Source organism: Chitinibacter sp. GC72, assembly GCF_009760905.1.
Lineage (GTDB): Bacteria > Pseudomonadota > Gammaproteobacteria > Burkholderiales > Chitinibacteraceae > Chitinibacter.
Map to the genome: position 1 here is coordinate 24655 of NZ_VIRW01000016.1, position 16848 is coordinate 41502.

The following is a 16848-nucleotide window of genomic DNA, read 5'->3' on the forward strand; positions in this document are numbered from 1 at the left end:
ACATCAAACCGCAATCTGCATCAGATTGCGGTTTTTTTTATTCGACGTCGCTCTTGGCAAAGCAATTTTTGCCCGCCCGTTTCGCCCGGTACATCGCCTCATCAGCCTGCCGCATCAGCGTTGCACCATCGCGGCCATCCTGCGGAAAATAAGCTAATCCCATACTGACTGAGATATTGACCTGATGGCCAGCCAGCGAATATGGCTGGGCAATCGCTTGCAGAATTTTCTCGGCCGTTTGCTCTGCCTCCTGCCCCGGCCCCAGCCCATTGAGCAGCATGACAAATTCGTCACCCCCCAAGCGGCTGATGGTATCGCTACTGCGCACCGACCGCTCCAGACGCCGTGCTACCTCGATCAGCAATAAATCACCCACCTCATGCCCTAGCTCGTCGTTCACTTCTTTGAAATAATCCAGATCAAGAAAAACCACGGCAAACGGATGATCGTTGCGCCCGCCTTGCTGGCAGGCATGCTCGATCCGGTCAGTCAGCAGCAGACGATTGGGCAACTGGGTTAATGTGTCGTGATACGCCAAATGTTCGGCGCGCACCTGATCGCTAATATCCAGCTGCACAAACAGCAGGCGGATCGGCATATCGTTGCCGTCTTTTTCCAGCGCGGCGGTCATCATGACATCAATTTTCCGCCCCTGCTTGCTCTGTAGTTGCTGGCGGATATTGCGGCATTCACCGTCGAGCATCAGTTTTGGCAGCATCTCCTGCTGGATCAGCCTGTCGCGTTCGGTACTAAGAAACGAGCTGGCCAGCTGGCCGATGACTTCTTCGTATTCATAACCCATTGTCCGCAGCCAGACTTCATTTACCGTCACAATATGGCCATTTGCATCGCAGGAATAAAGCATCGCTGGCGTGTGCTGGTACAGGGAGCGATACCGCCGTTCACTTTGCAGCAAGGCCGCCGATGCGGAACGGTTCATGTCCATCAGCACTGCCAGCATTAAAGGCGGAATCAGCGTGGCCAGTATCGGCAAATAGAACAGGGTATAACCCCAGTTGTAGATGGTTGGTGGCGCGACCAGAAAACCCAGACCGATTTGCACGCAAATATTGACCGAGACCAGCAAGTTGGCGAGCACAACCCCTGCCACGCCACAGCGATAGGCAATATAAAACAGGGGCAAGGACATGTAGATAAAAGGAAATGGCAAAGTCAGCGGCACCAGGCTGGCAATCGCCAGAGCAAACAGCAGCAAGGCTGGCAGATTGGTTTTCGCTAACTGCCAGCGTAGTCCATGCCAGCCGTGCAGATAGAGCCAGTAGGCCGCTGGCAACATGCTGGTACCACCGATAATGCCTCCCTCAACCCAGTGCATGGCCACGCTGATTAAGGGCAAAGTTCCCTGCAATCCAAATACTGTCGCCGAAACCAGCGTGCCAAATGCGACGGGCACCATAACCCCCAGCCAGATCAGCAGGAACATGCCTCGCAAATTGTAAAAATACACTGCTTCTTGCTGGCGGGTTCGCAATAAATAAGCCCCCAGCAGCATCTCGGCCATATTTCCCGGCGCAAACAGTAATGTACTGCCCCAAGATACCCCGCCAGCTCCGTTGGCCAGAACAATCGCAGTCAGTAAGGCAACCAGCAATAAGGGCCAACGGTTGGGTGGATGGCGGCTTAAACCAGCGGTGCCCACAGCGTTGGCAAACCAGATGACGGCAATCCCGCCCCCCAAACCAAACAGTTTGATGGAAATGTAAGCCAATACAAAATAAGCTAGGCCAAGGATTAGCCCGGCACGCATAAGCTGTGACACCCGGTTAGCGGCGAGCATGCCGGCTCCTGAAGTAGTAGCGCAAAGCAAGCAGCACACTGGCACCGAGAAAAATCAAGGCAAACCATTGCACTTGGCGATATATCGGGCTAGCTTGCTCGATCTCGGCCGAGCTGAGCCAGCGTTGCAAGATCTCCTCCCTTTTCACCAATGGCAGTTGCTGCAAAGCCTGATTCAGCCGCAATCCGATCTCGGGTTGGCTTAATGGAAAAGCAAAACTGAGCTGGTAATCAAAACCGATATGCTGCTCAACCCGCCAGTCGCGTTGCTGGTGCTGTTTCGCGATAAAAATCACACTGGCAATATCAGCCACTAAGCCATCAATTTGTCCGTGAGCCAGCATTTGCATTGCCGTTGAGTCATCGCTGACCGTTAGCCAGTTGATGCGGGGATGTTGCTCGCGCACAAAGGATTCCACAGCATAGCCGCGCCCGACGGCGATGCGGACTCCGGTTAATTGCGCCAAAGTCTTGCTGGGGCGATCCTGCCTGCGGATCAGTACGGCAGGAACAGCAACATAAGGCCGGGTAAAACCCAGATATTGGGCGCGCTCGGGCGTGGCGCGCAGCGATGAAACCAGATCGACCTCACCCGACTTGGCTTGCGCCAGAATCTCAGCCAGTGGCCGGGGTGGAAGGTTGATTAATTCCAGATTGGCCAGCGGCAGCAAGGCTTGCAAAATATCGTACGACAAACCCTGCAGCTGGCCGCGCTCGTTCTGAAAAATAAAGGGACCGTAATCTTTCTCGGGGGCAAAACGAAGGCGCAGCAGCGTGTCTTGAGCCGCTGCGGCTTGGGATAGGCAGAAAAGGCAGCTTATTGCGCCATACGCAAGCCACTGCCAAAATTGGAGAAATGGAACGGGCATTTCTCAACTATAGGCAGCAGTTTTTGCTTTTCAAACCAGCGATTTAGCTATTTTTGACAAAAAAAGACAGCATACAAACCAAGCAGGACTATTCGCTCGCCTGCGCCAATTGTGCAGCCAGCACAGCCTGCTGTTTTGCTTTGGCCTCGGCGCGGCGATCAAGCGCAAGCTTGCCGGCAATCAGAAAGCCTAGTCCGATAAAAGCACCGGGCGGCAAAATGGCCAGCAGAAACTGGTAATTGTATTCGGCAGGAATAACGTGAATGATCCATGACTTGGCGGCAGGCCCGAAAACCAGGTCAATACCCGAGAGCAAAGTGCCTTTGCCAATCAGCTCGCGCATTGCGCCCAGTACCAGCAGTACACCCGTCAGCCCCAGTCCCATGAAAAAGCCATCCAGCGCCGATTGCAACGGGCCATTTTTGGAAGCAAACGCCTCGGCACGGGCCAGCACAATACAATTGGTGGTAATCAGCGGAATAAAAATCCCCAACACAATATACAGATCGTGCACATAGGAATTGAACAGAAGATCAACCATCGTCACCAGCGCGGCAATGATCAGAATAAAAATCGGCGCACGCAGTTCATTGGGGATAAATTCACGAATCGCCGCCACCGCAGCGCCAGAAATCAGCATCACCAGGCTGGTCGCCAGCCCAAGCGAGACGCCGTTGACAATATTGTTCGACATCACCAGCACCGGGCACAAACCCAGTATCTGCACCAGCCCGGCATTCTGTTTCCAGATGCTGTTGTGAATAATCGTGCGAGTTTCTTCTTGGCTAATGATCGCCATCTTAGGCTCCAAACAGCACTGAATGCTGACTTTCAACATAGAGCAGCGTATTTTTCACTGCCTTGACCACGGCGCGCGCACTAATGGTTGCGCCTGCCATCGAATCAAAATCGCCGCCGTCTTTTTTCACAGCCCAGCGCTCTGGCTGGGGATGCGTGAGCGATTGGCCATCAAAAGCCAGAATCCAGGCCGACTTGGCCGCGTCGATATAGTCACCCAGACCCGGCGTCTCCTTGTGCGCGACCACGCGCACGCCCAACAGCGAGCCATCTTTGGCCACGCCAACCAGTAGCTTGATCTTGCCCGAGTAGCCATCAGGCGCAATCGTTTCGATGACCACGGCATCGGTCTGATCGCCCTTTTTGGCTAGATAAATCTGAGCACCCTGCTCGGCGTTCAGCCGCTGTTTCGTAACCTCATCCTGCGCGATGGCATCGGCCAGAATGTCATTGTCAAAGCTGCCCTTGGGCAACACTTGCGCAATCAGCGCTACTTTGGCGACCTTTTCGTTATTGGCGACAATATCCTTGGTCAGCGCATACGTCCCCGCCATCAGCGCGGTAAACAGCACCGCAAACACCAGCAGGGTCAACGCGCCACGAACGCCATTTTGCATCATGGTTTTCATGGTTTACGTCCCTTTTTTGGCAGGTGAAGCTGTTTTACGTCCAAAGACCGCCGGTTGCGTGTACTGATCGATAAACGGTGCGGCAATATTCATGATGATCACGGCGAACGCCACGCCATCGGGGTAGCCACCATAGGTACGAATCAGCCAGGTGAGCAAGCCGATCAGCGCCGCATAGATCAAACGCCCGCGTGGCGTAGTGGGCGCAGTCACCGGGTCGGTCGCAATAAAAAAAGCCCCCAGCATCGCCGCACCGCTAAACAGATGGAAAACCGGACTGGTGTAATGTGCCGGGTCCAGTAAATAAAACACGCTTGAGAGCGCCGCCAATGCTGCCAGAAAAGCCACTGGCAATTGCCACTGAATCACCCGCTGTTGCAGCAAAAATAGCCCACCGAGCAAATAGGCCGCGGCAATCCAGCCCATTTCACTGGGGAAAACGCCAGCCTGGAAAATCGTACCACCCAAAATATCGCTCATCGCATGCGATTGCATCAGCGCGGTTTTTACCGCATCGAGTGGGGTAGCAGATGCCAGGGTATCGAACGCCATCCCTTGTGGCAGTTGACCTGTGAGGATATACCCAAACTGCTGCCAAGTATTCAAATCAACATTCGGCAATGACAGCGGTGCATTCCAGCGCCCCATTTGCGCCGGGAACGACACAATCATCACAGCAAAACCGATCATCGCCGGATTAAACGGATTTTGCCCTAGCCCGCCGTATAAATGCTTGGCCAAGCCAATCGCAATCACAGTGGCCAGCACAATCATCCACCACGCCGATAGCGGCGGCAACGACAAGGCCAGCAGCCAGGCAGTGACAATCGCCGAGCCATCAGTGATAAACGGTTTGACCGGATAATTGCGCAATTTCAGGCAAGCCGCTTCGGTGGCAATCGCGGTGACCGTCGCCAGCAAGAGCTGCAGCAAAATGCCCGCACCAAAGACATAGCAATACACGGCGATACCGGGCAGCAAGGCGCCGGCGACTTTCAACATCACCACTTGCAGTGGCGTTGGTTTTATAAAATGCGGCGATGTACGAATCATGCCTTACCCTCGTCTTCGGCAGCTTTCTTAGCCGCCTTTTTTGCTGCCGCGGCAGCCATCGCTTCACGAATCTTGGCGGCTTTTTCTGGATCAATCGCTGGCTTTTCAGGCGCTGCGACTGATTCAGCCGCCGCAGTCTCAGCTGCAGGTGCTGCAGCTGGCACGCCAGCTTCTTTAGCCGCCTTTTTGGCTGCAGCGGCCGCCATTGCGGCACGAATTTTCGCTGCTTTTTCTGGATCAATGGCTGGTTTTTCTACTTCAGCAACAGGCTCTACTGCCGGAGCCTCTACAGCGGACTCTGTAGGGGCTGGTGCTCCGCCTTCTTTGGCCACCTTTTTAGCTGCAGCAGCTGCCATTGCGGCACGAATTTTCGCTGCTTTTTCCGGATCAATGGCTGGTTTTTCTACTTCAGCAACAGGCTCTACTGCCGGAGCCTCTAAAGCGGACTCTGTAGGGACTGGTACTCCGCCTTCTTTGGCCACCTTTTTAGCTGCAGCAGCTGCCATTGCGGCACGAATTTTCGCTGCTTTGTCCGGATCAATCGCTGGCTTTTCAGTCACAGGGGTATTGCCTGCCAAATCAGATACGGACTGGGCTTCAGGCACATTCTCCACCCCGGTATGCTCGGCAGCTGCTTTTTTTGCGGCCGCAGCGGCTTTGGCCGCTTCGATTTTGGCTGCGCGCTCAGCATCACGCGCAGCGCGTTGCTCGGGGCTTAGCGCTTCAAGCTCGGCTTTTTCAGCGGCCCGTTTTTCCATGCTCTCTTTGATTTTGGCGGCCTTTTCCGGGCTAACAAAATTGGGGATTTTCGAGTCCGAATTCGGTGACGCCGGTGGCGCAGCGGCCGCGCCCTCTTCGGCTTTTTTCGCGGCAGCACGCGCCATTGCCGCTTTGATTTTGGCGGCTTTATCATCTGCAGCAGCCTGTTCGGCCGGGCTCGCAGCGCTTGCTACCGCAGCAGGTTTAGGAGCCGCTTTCGCGGCTAGTCTTGCGGCTTTTTCTTCTTTTTCGCGCTCTTCACGGAATTGCTTGAATTCGTGGCGCTCACGCGCCAGATCGGCCGATTTTTTGGCACGTTCGGCATCCCAGATTTCCGACTTGGCAAAGCGGTAGTAATCGACCAGCTGAATGCTCGACGGGCAGACGTACGCACACGCGCCGCATTCGATGCAATCAAACAGATTCCATTCCTGCGCCTTGCCAAAATTCTTGCTGCGGGCAAACCAATACAGATCCATTGGTTGTAATTCCTGCGGGCAGGCTACGGCACATTCGCCACAGCGAATACACGGCATTTCACGCGGTTTTTCAGGGAACTGCTGCTCGTCCATGGCGATAATGCAGTTGCCCGCCTTGGTCAGCCCCACCTGGGTCGATGGCAGCGTAAAGCCCATCATCGGGCCGCCATAAATGCACGCCGGAGGAGTTTGCACCCCGGCAAAGGCCAGCAGATCATTGATCGGCGTACCGATCAGCGCTTCAACATTGCCCGGCTTGGGCACTGCGCCAGTGAGCGTGACCACGCGCGAAATCACGGGCTCGGCCAATTCGAGTGCGGCGTAAATGGTGTAAACAGTAGCGATATTAAAGCACTGCACGCCCATATCGGTGGAACGTACGCCGCTGGGGACTTCCTTATTAGTCAGCAGTTTGATCAACTGCTTGGCGCCGCCCGATGGATACAGCGTGGGCACCACGACCACTTCGGCTGCAAACCCGCAATTGCTCAGCGCCTCATTCAGCGCAGCAACGGCCTGCATTTTATTGTCTTCAACGCCGATTAGGACTTCTTTGGCATTGAGCAATTTGCGCACGATCGAGATACCGGCAACGATTTCAATCGCACGCTCGCGCATTAATCGATCATCGCAAGTGATATAGGGCTCGCATTCGGCGCCATTGATAATCAGCGTATCCAAGGTGTCGCGGCCTGCTAGCTTCAGGTGCGATGGAAACACCGCGCCACCCAGACCAACCACGCCCATATCCTGCAAGTAATCCCGGATGGCTTTGTTATCACCGCGCTCTAAAGCGGCTTTCCAGTCAAAACGCTCGCGCGCAATCCATTCGTCGCGACCATCGCTTTCAATGGTGATGCACCATTCAGCCAGACCTGAAGGATGCGCTACCTGCTGCGCATCAATCGCCACCACTTTACCCGAGGTCGGGGCATGAACAGCAACGGAGACATTGCCATCATCAACGGCGATTGCCTGCCCTTTGAGCACCAGATCACCGACGCTAGCGATGGCTTTGGCCGGATTACCAATGCTTTGCTGCAGCGGAATCACCAGCCGCTGCGGCAAGGGGCCGTTCACAATCGGTGTGCGGTTGGATAAGTCTTTCATTTCCGGCGGATGAACACCACCGTGGAAAGGGAAAATTTCGCGGATCGATTCCATTATGCCCCCGCCTTCACTTGTTTGAGCTGGATTACGGGGTAACGCCACTTCCAGGTATTGACGTTCTCGCCAATCGTGACCAGATCAATACAATCCACCGGGCAAGGCGCTAGGCACAGCTCGCAGCCGGTGCATTCGGATTCGATTACGGTATGTAGATGCTTGGCTGCGCCCACAATGGCATCAACCGGACATGCCTGAATGCACAGCGTACAGCCAATGCAGATGTCTTCACGGATCACCGCCACGGCACGTGGCTTTTCAGCCGCGCCACCGCCATCGTCAAACGGGATAAAGTCTTTGCCCAGCAGATCAGCCAGCTTGCGGATGCCATCCTCGCCACCGGGTGGACACTGATTGATTTCGGCTTCTTCGTTGGCAATCGCCGTGGCATACGGTTTACAGCCCGGAAAGCCACACTGGCCGCATTGCGTTTGCGGCAGAATCGCGTCGATCTTGTCGACCAGCGGGTCTTCGTCCACTTTGTATTTGATCGCGGCAAAGCCCAGAATTGCGCCCAGTAACAGCGCCAAACCAGCCATCACGGCCAGTGCAAGCAAGAAACTCATTTCACCAACCCTGCAAAACCCATAAACGCCAGACTCATCAGGCCAGCAGTAATAAATGCAGCGGGCGTGCCTTTAAACGCCTGAGGAATATCCGCGCCTTCCATCCTTTCGCGCATCGCGGCAAACAGGATCAGAATCAGCGAGAAACCCACCGCCGAGCCAAAACCGAACACCAGCGATTCAAGCAGATTGTGCCGCGCGGTAGAATTGATCAGCGGCACGCCCAGCACCGCGCAATTGGTCGTGATCAGCGGCAGATAAATCCCCAGCGCCTGATAGAGCACCGGGCTGGATTTATGAATGAACATTTCGGTGAACTGCACAATCGCCGCAATCACAACAATAAACGCCAGCGTGCGCAGGTATTCCAGATGCCAGGCCAGCAGCAGCTGATCAATCATCCATGAGGTGCCCGAAGCCAGCGTGAGCACAAAGGCGGTGGCCAGCCCCATGCCGATGGAGGCCTCCAGCTTTTTAGACACGCCCATAAAGGGGCATAGCCCCAGAATCCGCACCAGCACGACGTTATTGACCAATACCGCCCCAACAAGCAGCAGCAGGTAATGACTGAAATCCATACTTTACTCACCAAGGAGATTGACTGCATGCGCCGGGCAAGTACCCTGCTATCGCGCACGTAATGGCTTGGCATTGTACCAAGAGCCGGGGCAATTGCATCCGAGCTTAATCAAAAAAACAATATAACATTCAAGCTTCTATCCAATAAATGAATAAAGCTTATTTAAAAAGACGCAAAAGGTATAAATGGTTTCGCCTTCTTCGCCCCGGTCAGCGCCCTACTAGCGGCTAGCCTGCAGGCTGGCAATGGCATCGGCGCAATCGCCCACCAGATGCGGGCCTTCATAAATCAGCCCGCTATACACCTGCACCAGATCGGCACCGGCGCGGATTTTTTCCACCGCATCGTCGCCACACATAATGCCGCCCACACCAATAATCGGCAGCGCGCCATCGAGCACTTGTGCCAGCTCGCGAATCACCGTGGTTGATTTAGCGCGCACCGGCTCACCCGACAAACCGCCCGCTTCCTGCCCATGACGCAGATTTTCCACGCCGGTACGCGACAAAGTGGTATTGGTGGCGATCACGCCGTCGATGCGGTTTTCAATCAGCAAACGGCCAATCTCTTCGATCTGATGTCTATCCAGATCAGGCGCAATTTTCACCGCCACAGGCACATAGCGCCCATGCTGATCGGCCAGCTTCTCCTGCTCGGCTTTTAATTGCCTGAGCAAATCGCCCAGCTCGTCCCCCTGCTGCAGCTGGCGCAGATTTTTGGTATTCGGGCTGGAGATATTCACTGTGACATAGCTGGCTGCCGAGTACACTTTGCGCAGGCCGATCAGATAATCATCAGCAGCCTTTTCAATAGGGGTATCTGCGTTCTTGCCAATATTTATGCCGAGTACACCGCGATACTGGGCCTGGGTAACATTTTCCAGCAGATTATCCACGCCGCCATTATTAAACCCCATGCGGTTGATAATGCCGCGCGCTTCGGGCAAACGGAACAGGCGCGGCTTTGGGTTGCCCGGCTGTGGGCGCGGCGTGACGGTGCCGATTTCCAGAAAGCCAAAACCCAGCTCGGCCAGCACATCAATATAATCGCCGTTTTTATCCAGCCCCGCTGCCAAGCCTACCGGGTTGGCAAACTCGATGCCCATGACGGTGACCGGATTATTCGGTACGGTGGGCGTCAATGAGCGCAAAAAGCCCATGCTATTGAGCAAGCCCAGCCCTTTAAACGCCGCATGGTGCGCGCGCTCGGCTTCCATCATAAATAACAGGGGTTTTGCGAGTTGATATGCCATTTTTATGCCTTGTCGATTCTTTCGAGTATTTTTGATCCGGATATTTCTTAAGAACGAATAAAAAGGAGCGAGCGCCCGTCAGCAAGGTGAGTCAGCAGCGCAAAAACCGGAATGTACTCGAGTACATGAGGATTTTGAGCAGCGCACGATCCTTGATCACGGAGCGCGCAGCCCTTTTTACCCTTTGCGATTCACACAAGCGTCGTAGGTGTTCTGCATCAATGTCGCGACCGTCATCAGGCCCACGCCGCCCGGCACCGGCGTAATCCAGCTGGCACGTTCTTTGGCAGTATCAAACTCTACGTCACCGCACAGCTTGCCGCTGTCCAGACGGTTAATACCGACGTCGATCACAATCGCGCCCGGCTTGATCCATTCGCCCTTCACAAAATTCGGGATACCCACACCGGCGACCACCACATCCGCGCCCGCCACTTTGGCAGCCAGATCTTTGGTTTTGCTATGGCAAACAGTGACCGTCGCACGGGCAAGCAATAATTCAAGCGCTTGCGGACGGCCAACGATATTGGATGCGCCAATCACGACCGCGTCTTTACCGACCAGATCAATGCCGGTTTTTTCCAGCAAAGTCATCACACCACGCGGCGTGCATGGGCGCAGCAGCGGCATTTTCAAAGTCAGGCGGCCAATGTTATACGGATGAAAACCATCCACATCCTTGATCGGATCGATCAGCTCGATCACTTTGTCGGCGTCGATGTGTTTCGGCAGCGGCAGCTGCACCAAGATGCCATCCACATCATCATTCTGATTGAGCTCGGCCACCAGCTTGAGCACTTCTTCTTCGCTGGTCTCGGCGGGCAGATCGTAAGCCAGTGAAGTAATGCCGGCGTTTTCGCACTGGCGCTTCTTATTGCCCACATACACTTGCGAGGCCGGATCAGAGCCAACCAGAATCACCGCTAGCGCGGGCGCACGCTTGCCGGAAGCAACCCGTGCATCAACTTTGGCACGCACTTCACGAACAATTTCCTGGGAAATGGCTTTACCATCAAGAATCTGGGCTGTCATTGGGGGATACTCCGGCAATAAATAGGAAAAGCAAAAGTTCTCACGCTTCGCCAGCGCGCCTCGCCGTACAGCTTTGTACTGCGCCTAGCGTAACGAGGTGGCCTTGGGCCAGAACTTTTGACCAATAGTAGGCAAAACGTGATTTTCGCATTGATCGACGTTTTTTTGGACGTTTTTTTAATTTTTTACCTTATTTTTTCAAAATGGGCTTGACGACCTGCGCCGCCATCCGTATAGTTCGGCCTCTCTAGTCGGGGCGTAGCGCAGCCCGGTAGCGCACCTGGTTTGGGACCAGGTGGTCGTGAGTTCGAATCCCACCGCCCCGACCAGAATTAAACGCAGTAAACTTGAAGTGTTTGCAGAGCTCCCGTAGCTCAACCGGATAGAGCAACGACCTTCTAAGTCGTAGGTTACAGGTTCGATTCCTGTCGGGTGCGCCAAGCAACTCGTAAAAATCAAAGAATTTAAAGTTTTGTGGTGGCTGTAGCTCAGTTGGTAGAGTCCAGGATTGTGATTCCTGTTGTCGTGGGTTCGAGCCCCATCAGCCACCCCACAAAAGTAAAGGCCTCAGCACACGCTGAGGCCTTTTTCATTTCCGCTAAGTTTGCATTTGTAACTCAAAAGTAGGCGCATTTGCTCGCTGCAAACACCAAAACGCAACTCAACACACAAACCTCCGTTTAAATTGCAAAAGCATAATTAGCCCCCTCCCCAAGCCTAGCTCAATGGCATCAGCAAACCAACGCGCCACAACGCCTATACTAAAGCGTCTGGCCTCGGCCAGAGGTCACTAGGATGGTGGAATCGGCATGGAAAAAATTACGACTTGGCAATGGATCATCCTACTGCTCGGCATTCGGGCTCTGCTCGAGTTTATCCCGCTGCCTGATGTTCATGATCTGTACGGTCTATTAATCACCAGCATATTATTACTTGTAATCTGGAGGCGGCTTAATTATCAGGAAACCTTGCTCCGTCCATTTAATATCGGCGCACTGATTTACTGGTTGGGTTATGTGGTCGATTACATCGATGGCCTACACCGTGGGCAAGGATTCTGGGGGCGCAGCGCCGATATCCTAGACGATCTGCTTTATGCAATTGGTTTTTGCCTAATTGGCGTTGCATTTGTGCGGGTAATGAACGATCGCAATGAACTGATTGCCCAGCTAAACAACGAAAATCAACGCAGCCAAGAGCTACAACAAACGCTTTATCAACAGGCTTATAGTGACGAACTCACAGGCTTGGGCAACCGTCGAGCGCTGTTTGAGGAGCTAAACCAGAAACTAGCCGCTAGTGAAAGTGGCACCCTGCTGTATATCGACGTAAATAACTTCAAACAGGTGAATGATCAATATGGCCATGAAGTTGGTGACGAAGTGCTCAAGCGCTGCGCGCAGTACATTCGGGCTCCCGGCGTGGCGGCTTATCGCTTAGGCGGTGATGAATTTGTGGCTCTGCTGGCGCATGATAATCCGCAAAAATGGATAATTGACCTGTGCCAGCGCACCAAACCACTGGCGCAGGAATACGGCATCACCTTGAGCGTGGGTTGCGCAACACTTGGCGCTGCCGGGCTGCTTAGTGCAGATGAGCTAATAGCACATGCTGATCAGGCCATGTACAGCGAGAAAAGCCGCGGAAAATCCCATGAACGTTAGCCGTAAGAGTAAGGAAATTCCTAGTTTTTAATTAACATTTTGCTTAGTAGGATGCCCGTTTAAGCGGTATTTGTCCTGAAATATAGCGCCAAGTCCGCGGCTTAACCATTACATGCAAAAGACATGAAATGCCTTGATTCGCTGTGAAACTCGGACTGGCGCAATCGCAAATCAAACTGCAATAGACCTTTAGCTAGATATCCTTTGCTTAGATTTCCCCCGAATTGGTTTTTTGCCCGGCAAAATAAAACTGCCCATTGCGGATGGTGGCTTCGAGCAGGCGGCGGCCGTAGCCTAGCTCCAGACCGGCGCGGCGGTCTTGCTCGCCAATGGCCAGCACCCAGTCTGCGCCTTCGGGCATTTGCCCGGCCAGTGCGGTGAGCTCCAGCCAGTCTTCCAGTGAGTTGGTATAGGTCATCATTTGAGCATCTCCCCTTCAGTAAAGTACACGGACGGCGACTTGAATTGATTCGAGGTGCTGATGTTTACAACTTATATCGGTCTGAATGCGGACAATTTCAGCTTAGTTGAGCGCGGCGCTGGCCGCGCTGCAAATGCAGTATATCGAGCCGGATGTGGCGCAAAATGAAGAATTGATGACGCCGAATTACTGAGTTTGTATCGACTCGACGCCACGGTTGGCCAGCTGGTCGGCGCGCTCATTGCCCGGATTGCCAGCGTGGCCTTTCACCCAGCGCCATTGCACAGTGTGGCGTGCAACCTGCTCATCCAGTGCGCGCCAGAGGTCTTCGTTTTTCACCGGCTGCTTGGCGGCGGTTTTCCAGCCATTTTTTTTCCAGCCATGAATCCAGGTTTCAATGCCGTTTTTGACGTATTGCGAATCGGTGTGGATAGTAACTTCGCAGGCGCGGGTCAGCGCTTTCAGTGCCGAAATCACGGCGAGCAATTCCATGCGGTTGTTGGTGGTGTGGGCTTCGCCGCCGAACAGGTCTTTTTCATGCGCGCCATAACGCATAAAAGCGCCCCAGCCGCCGGGGCCAGGATTACCTTTGCAGGCGCCATCGGTGTAGATTTCTACCATGATCGGGGTTCACTCTTTAATGTGGAAAATTGCAGCATGGTTGTGCCAGCAGGCCAGGCACGCATGGAGCGCGCATCATACAGCATCCAGACCATGCGCCCTATATTCATGGGTATATCTATACAAAGCACATCTAGATTGGCCTACATAGATATACCCACAATATCCATTCATAACACCAACATCACCTTCACGCAGAACGCCGCCAAAGCTGCAACAGCAGCCCCGCGTGGAAAACTGCCCCGCAATAATACCCGGCCAGAAATACCACCGGGTCGCTCATCAGTCGCTGCAACAAGAGCGGTGCAGCCAGATAGGCCAGCAGCATGCAGGCGGCAAAAATCCGCCAGCGCTGCGGCGATTTCACTTTTTGCACCAGCAAGCCAATCACCAGCGCCAGAGACAGCAGACTCGCCAGCGATAGCAGCGGAAATACATTAAAGCCAGATAGGTCGTTTTCCTGCGCGATGACAAACGTCGCTAGCCAGACTTGCCAGCCAGCAAAATCAGCAGCCTGCTCGAACACGCGCATTTGCAAAAAAGGCAGCAATGCAGCCAGAACAAAGCATAGCATCAGCCCCATCAGGCTGGCCGAACGGCCGACAGAGAAGGAGATTCGATTCATTTACAGCGATCTTTTTTAGCTTGCAGGCGCATTTTTTCCACCACGGCGGCGGTGCTGCGGTTGGGCAAAATCACCATACTCCAGTCCGGCTCGATCACATTCATGCCGCGTACCCGTTTGACCACATCCAGACAGTAAATCCCGCCGCCTGCAGGCCAGAATTTATCTCCCGCCGAATCCAGAAAGCGGCTTTTATCCAGCCAGCCTTTGCGTTGCAACGGCGGGCGATAGCAGAGGAATTCGCCGCGTACCAGTTGCAAATCCAGCAGCGCCAGCCAATCTTTGAGGCGATGCAAAGCCAGAAAGTGCCCCTGCCATGGCACATCATTGGCTTTGAGGCGGCGCAGGCCCCACAAACTCCACGGATTAAAGCCGCTAATCAGCACCCGGCCTTCGGGCATCATCACGCGCTCGGCTTCGCGCAGCACCGCGTGCGGGTCATGGGCAAAATCCAGCGTATGCGGCAGTACCAGCAAATCCAGGCTTTGCTCGGCAAATGGCAAGGCTTCGGCCATGCACTTGAGCTGCACTGCGCCCGATTGCCCGGCGATGCAGCGCCACGGCATGCGGTTGGCGCGCAGGCAATCGAGCTGCGGCAGCTCGAGCTGGACGGCTTTGTAGCCAAAAATATCCACCGTGGTACGATCAAACCAGCCAGCTTCGTTATCACGCAGATATTGCCCTAGCGGCGTGTTCAGCCACGCGGCAAAATGTTCAACAGCAGTTGTCATAAAGCATCCTGCAAAAATTTTTACGCTTGGGTCTGTTGATGCGCGACACCGCCGGAAACCGTCGATGGCAAGACCACTGCTTCATTCAATGACCGGGACATTCACACCATGCTCACTATCAGCGCCATACCGATTTACGAAGATAATTATATTTGGGTGCTGGCGCAAAACCGCAAGGCCATCGCGGTCGATCCGGGCGATGCTGCGCCGCTACAGGCGTGGCTGGCAGCTCAATCGTGCGAGCTGGCCGGCGTGCTGATTACCCATCATCACTGGGATCATATTACGGGTTTAGCGGCACTGGTGCAGGCTTATCCGCAGCTCCCCATTTACGGGCCTGCCGATGTGCAGGCGGTCACGCAGCCGCTTGCGGGCGGCGAGCAGATTAATCTACTGGAGACCCCTTTCGCGGTAATCGCCACCCCGGGGCACACGCTGAATCATCTGTGCTACTACGGCAATGGGGCGCTATTTGCGGGCGACACGCTGTTTTCCGGCGGTTGCGGACGATTATTCGAGGGCAGCCCGGCGCAAATGTACGCCAGCCTGCAAACCCTGGCCACTCTGCCGCCCGAGACCCTGCTGTGCTGCACGCATGAATACACCCAAAGCAATTTGCGCTTTGCGCTGGCGGTCGAGCCGGACAATCTGCGATTGCAACAGCGTGCCGCCGAAGTCGCCGCCCTGCGCGCAGCAGGCCGGATGAGCCTGCCGTCGCGGCTAGACATCGAGCTGGCCAGCAACCCCTATTTGCGTTGCGATCAGCCCGCTGTGATCGCCAGCGCACAAAGGCGTGCACCGCGAGCACAGCAGCCAGCCGAGGTTTTTGCTGCACTGCGCCAGTGGAAAGATCATTTTCGCGGTTAAAGCATATGCCGTTTGAATCTATTCCCAAGACTTTCATTCGCACCACGAGAGTTCAATCGTAGTTTACGAATCAATTGTATTTGATCTAAGCTGCTCAGATTTTCAGATTTAATTTGCCCCTTGGAGTAACTTCATTGACTGTTCACATGCTGTGCAAGCTTGACGATCTCATTCATACCCACCCCGGCGAAACTTGGGCGCAAGCACTAGAGCGATTTTCCAAATTATGTCGTGTAGATTTACTGGAGTATGACGACGACGACGAAAAAATCGTAGTAAATTTGAGTGAAATCTACGATGAGGGCGAGCTGTATGAACTGATGCCGCCCCTTGCAGAAGATGAGATACTCACTTACGAACGACAGCATGGACTAGTTATCCCTGCTCCACTGCGGCATGTATTACTCCAGACTGAGGTGCCACAGATCTATATGGCTCGCTATGATCATGGGCGATATGGTGAACGGAGAGTCTTGGATTTCTATCACTCCGACGAGCCTCATCTCTTTCCCAATGTCAAGACCTTGCTGGAGGCGTTAGCGTACAATTACGGCCCTTACTTTTCGGATGAAGAACTTGATACTGCCGAGCGCGAGGCGTTGAATCAGCGTTTCTTTGCCTTTGCAGCACGCAGTAATGATGACCATGCCTGGACTTATCTGCTGTTCGATCGTGAAGGGCACTTTGGCGAATACGAATTCGAAACCGAAAACTACCCGCGTAGCCTTGCCCGCATCAGAGATTTGCTGGTCAATGGCTTGACGGAAACTGACTTCGACGCATTCATGTGCAGGCAAATAGATATCCTCATGACGTACATTCTGCAATACAACGAAGTGATTGATTAACTCTGTTGGCTGAAAGTCGTTTATGTTTGGCTTGTTCTCTGCATCGGGGTAAGTATTGCGATTATGATTAAGCGCTCATCTAGCAAACTA

Annotated in this window: 17 protein-coding genes and 3 tRNA genes; 6 read left to right on the forward strand and 14 right to left on the reverse strand. The window is 54.1% G+C overall.

Annotated features, from left to right (window positions below; translation table 11 throughout):
- Nucleotides 1–37: 37 nt before the first annotated feature.
- The 10 genes from FLS37_RS12525 to folD all read right to left on the reverse strand — a co-directional run bounded on the left by FLS37_RS12525 (nucleotide 38) and on the right by folD (nucleotide 10981).
- The gene (locus FLS37_RS12525; RefSeq protein ID WP_157670308.1) at nucleotides 38–1798 is read right to left on the reverse strand and encodes a diguanylate cyclase domain-containing protein; all 1761 of its coding nucleotides are present in this window, start codon (nucleotides 1796–1798) and stop codon (nucleotides 38–40) included.
- Nucleotides 1785–2666 carry a transporter substrate-binding domain-containing protein gene (locus FLS37_RS12530; RefSeq protein ID WP_157670310.1) on the reverse strand — a complete coding sequence of 294 codons (882 nt, stop codon included), beginning with the start codon at nucleotides 2664–2666 and terminating at the stop codon, nucleotides 1785–1787. Before FLS37_RS12530 ends, FLS37_RS12525 begins: the two co-directional genes overlap by 14 nt.
- An 88-nt stretch (nucleotides 2667–2754) precedes the next feature.
- Nucleotides 2755–3465, reverse strand: a complete 711-nt coding sequence (locus tag FLS37_RS12535; protein ID WP_157670313.1) for an electron transport complex subunit E — start codon at nucleotides 3463–3465, stop codon at nucleotides 2755–2757.
- Between the two features lies 1 nt (nucleotide 3466).
- Entirely contained in the window at nucleotides 3467–4093 is a 627-nt protein-coding gene (gene rsxG / locus FLS37_RS12540; RefSeq protein WP_157670315.1) for an electron transport complex subunit RsxG, read from the reverse strand.
- Between the two features lie 3 nt (nucleotides 4094–4096).
- Nucleotides 4097–5146: an RnfABCDGE type electron transport complex subunit D gene (locus FLS37_RS12545; RefSeq protein WP_157670317.1), complete on the reverse strand. Its 1050-nt coding sequence runs from the start codon at nucleotides 5144–5146 to the stop codon at nucleotides 4097–4099.
- Nucleotides 5143–7548, reverse strand: coding sequence for an electron transport complex subunit RsxC (gene rsxC / locus FLS37_RS12550; RefSeq protein WP_157670319.1), 2406 nt, complete (start codon nucleotides 7546–7548; stop codon nucleotides 5143–5145). The genes FLS37_RS12545 and rsxC overlap by 4 nt, the downstream gene beginning before the upstream one ends.
- Complete coding sequence (gene rsxB, locus FLS37_RS12555) at nucleotides 7548–8117, reverse strand: electron transport complex subunit RsxB (protein ID WP_157670321.1); 570 nt, start codon at nucleotides 8115–8117, stop codon at nucleotides 7548–7550. Before rsxB ends, rsxC begins: the two co-directional genes overlap by 1 nt.
- Complete coding sequence (gene rsxA / locus FLS37_RS12560; protein ID WP_157670323.1) at nucleotides 8114–8695, reverse strand: electron transport complex subunit RsxA; 582 nt, start codon at nucleotides 8693–8695, stop codon at nucleotides 8114–8116. The genes rsxB and rsxA overlap by 4 nt, the downstream gene beginning before the upstream one ends.
- Before the next feature lie 222 nt (nucleotides 8696–8917).
- Nucleotides 8918–9949 (reverse strand): quinone-dependent dihydroorotate dehydrogenase, encoded by a 1032-nt coding sequence (locus FLS37_RS12565; protein ID WP_157670325.1) that lies wholly within the window; start codon nucleotides 9947–9949, stop codon nucleotides 8918–8920.
- A gap of 177 nt (nucleotides 9950–10126) precedes the next feature.
- On the reverse strand, nucleotides 10127–10981 hold the full coding sequence (gene folD, locus FLS37_RS12570; RefSeq protein WP_157670327.1) for a bifunctional methylenetetrahydrofolate dehydrogenase/methenyltetrahydrofolate cyclohydrolase FolD: 855 nt from the start codon (nucleotides 10979–10981) through the stop codon (nucleotides 10127–10129).
- Between the two features lie 252 nt (nucleotides 10982–11233).
- On the opposite strand from folD, the gene FLS37_RS12575 reads away from it, so the two are divergent.
- The 4 genes from FLS37_RS12575 to FLS37_RS12590 all read left to right on the forward strand — a co-directional run bounded on the left by FLS37_RS12575 (nucleotide 11234) and on the right by FLS37_RS12590 (nucleotide 12645).
- Nucleotides 11234–11310, forward strand: a tRNA-Pro gene (locus tag FLS37_RS12575).
- Nucleotides 11311–11344: 34 nt separating this feature from the next.
- Nucleotides 11345–11421: transfer RNA gene (locus FLS37_RS12580), tRNA-Arg, on the forward strand.
- 37 nt (nucleotides 11422–11458) lie between these two features.
- Nucleotides 11459–11534, forward strand: a tRNA-His gene (locus FLS37_RS12585).
- Nucleotides 11535–11790: 256 nt separating this feature from the next.
- Complete coding sequence (locus FLS37_RS12590; RefSeq protein ID WP_157670329.1) at nucleotides 11791–12645, forward strand: GGDEF domain-containing protein; 855 nt, start codon at nucleotides 11791–11793, stop codon at nucleotides 12643–12645.
- 208 nt (nucleotides 12646–12853) lie between these two features.
- On the opposite strand, the gene FLS37_RS12595 is transcribed toward FLS37_RS12590, so the two are convergent.
- The 4 genes from FLS37_RS12595 to FLS37_RS12610 all read right to left on the reverse strand — a co-directional run bounded on the left by FLS37_RS12595 (nucleotide 12854) and on the right by FLS37_RS12610 (nucleotide 15043).
- Nucleotides 12854–13066, reverse strand: coding sequence for a hypothetical protein (locus FLS37_RS12595; RefSeq protein WP_157670330.1), 213 nt, complete (start codon nucleotides 13064–13066; stop codon nucleotides 12854–12856).
- A 186-nt stretch (nucleotides 13067–13252) separates the two neighbouring features.
- Entirely contained in the window at nucleotides 13253–13687 is a 435-nt protein-coding gene (rnhA, locus tag FLS37_RS12600) for a ribonuclease HI (protein ID WP_157670331.1), read from the reverse strand.
- 190 nt (nucleotides 13688–13877) lie between these two features.
- Nucleotides 13878–14312, reverse strand: coding sequence for a hypothetical protein (locus FLS37_RS12605; protein WP_157670332.1), 435 nt, complete (start codon nucleotides 14310–14312; stop codon nucleotides 13878–13880).
- On the reverse strand, nucleotides 14309–15043 hold the full coding sequence (locus tag FLS37_RS12610; RefSeq protein WP_157670333.1) for a class I SAM-dependent methyltransferase: 735 nt from the start codon (nucleotides 15041–15043) through the stop codon (nucleotides 14309–14311). Before FLS37_RS12610 ends, FLS37_RS12605 begins: the two co-directional genes overlap by 4 nt.
- Before the next feature lie 108 nt (nucleotides 15044–15151).
- On the opposite strand from FLS37_RS12610, the gene gloB reads away from it, so the two are divergent.
- Both gloB and FLS37_RS12620 read left to right on the forward strand, forming a co-directional pair.
- Entirely contained in the window at nucleotides 15152–15910 is a 759-nt protein-coding gene (gene gloB, locus FLS37_RS12615) for a hydroxyacylglutathione hydrolase (protein ID WP_157670334.1), read from the forward strand.
- 134 nt (nucleotides 15911–16044) lie between these two features.
- Complete coding sequence (locus FLS37_RS12620; RefSeq protein ID WP_157670335.1) at nucleotides 16045–16758, forward strand: hypothetical protein; 714 nt, start codon at nucleotides 16045–16047, stop codon at nucleotides 16756–16758.
- Nucleotides 16759–16848: the final 90 nt, after the last annotated feature.

Excerpts from the sequence above, each read along its gene's own strand:
- FLS37_RS12545 (WP_157670317.1), bottom strand. The coding sequence starts at position 5,146 with ATGATTCGTACATCGCCGCATTTTATAAAACCAACGCCACTGCAAGTG.
- FLS37_RS12605 (WP_157670332.1), bottom strand. The coding sequence starts at position 14,312 with ATGAATCGAATCTCCTTCTCTGTCGGCCGTTCGGCCAGCCTGATGGGG.
- FLS37_RS12595 (WP_157670330.1), bottom strand. The coding sequence starts at position 13,066 with ATGATGACCTATACCAACTCACTGGAAGACTGGCTGGAGCTCACCGCA.
- FLS37_RS12530 (WP_157670310.1), bottom strand. The coding sequence starts at position 2,666 with ATGCCCGTTCCATTTCTCCAATTTTGGCAGTGGCTTGCGTATGGCGCA.
- FLS37_RS12535 (WP_157670313.1), bottom strand. The coding sequence starts at position 3,465 with ATGGCGATCATTAGCCAAGAAGAAACTCGCACGATTATTCACAACAGC.
- FLS37_RS12590 (WP_157670329.1), top strand. The coding sequence starts at position 11,791 with ATGGAAAAAATTACGACTTGGCAATGGATCATCCTACTGCTCGGCATT.
- folD (WP_157670327.1), bottom strand. The coding sequence starts at position 10,981 with ATGACAGCCCAGATTCTTGATGGTAAAGCCATTTCCCAGGAAATTGTT.
- FLS37_RS12565 (WP_157670325.1), bottom strand. The coding sequence starts at position 9,949 with ATGGCATATCAACTCGCAAAACCCCTGTTATTTATGATGGAAGCCGAG.
- FLS37_RS12525 (WP_157670308.1), bottom strand. The coding sequence starts at position 1,798 with ATGCTCGCCGCTAACCGGGTGTCACAGCTTATGCGTGCCGGGCTAATC.
- rsxA (WP_157670323.1), bottom strand. The coding sequence starts at position 8,695 with ATGGATTTCAGTCATTACCTGCTGCTGCTTGTTGGGGCGGTATTGGTC.
- FLS37_RS12610 (WP_157670333.1), bottom strand. The coding sequence starts at position 15,043 with ATGACAACTGCTGTTGAACATTTTGCCGCGTGGCTGAACACGCCGCTA.
- rnhA (WP_157670331.1), bottom strand. The coding sequence starts at position 13,687 with ATGGTAGAAATCTACACCGATGGCGCCTGCAAAGGTAATCCTGGCCCC.
- rsxG (WP_157670315.1), bottom strand. The coding sequence starts at position 4,093 with ATGAAAACCATGATGCAAAATGGCGTTCGTGGCGCGTTGACCCTGCTG.
- rsxC (WP_157670319.1), bottom strand. The coding sequence starts at position 7,548 with ATGGAATCGATCCGCGAAATTTTCCCTTTCCACGGTGGTGTTCATCCG.
- rsxB (WP_157670321.1), bottom strand. The coding sequence starts at position 8,117 with ATGAGTTTCTTGCTTGCACTGGCCGTGATGGCTGGTTTGGCGCTGTTA.
- gloB (WP_157670334.1), top strand. The coding sequence starts at position 15,152 with ATGCTCACTATCAGCGCCATACCGATTTACGAAGATAATTATATTTGG.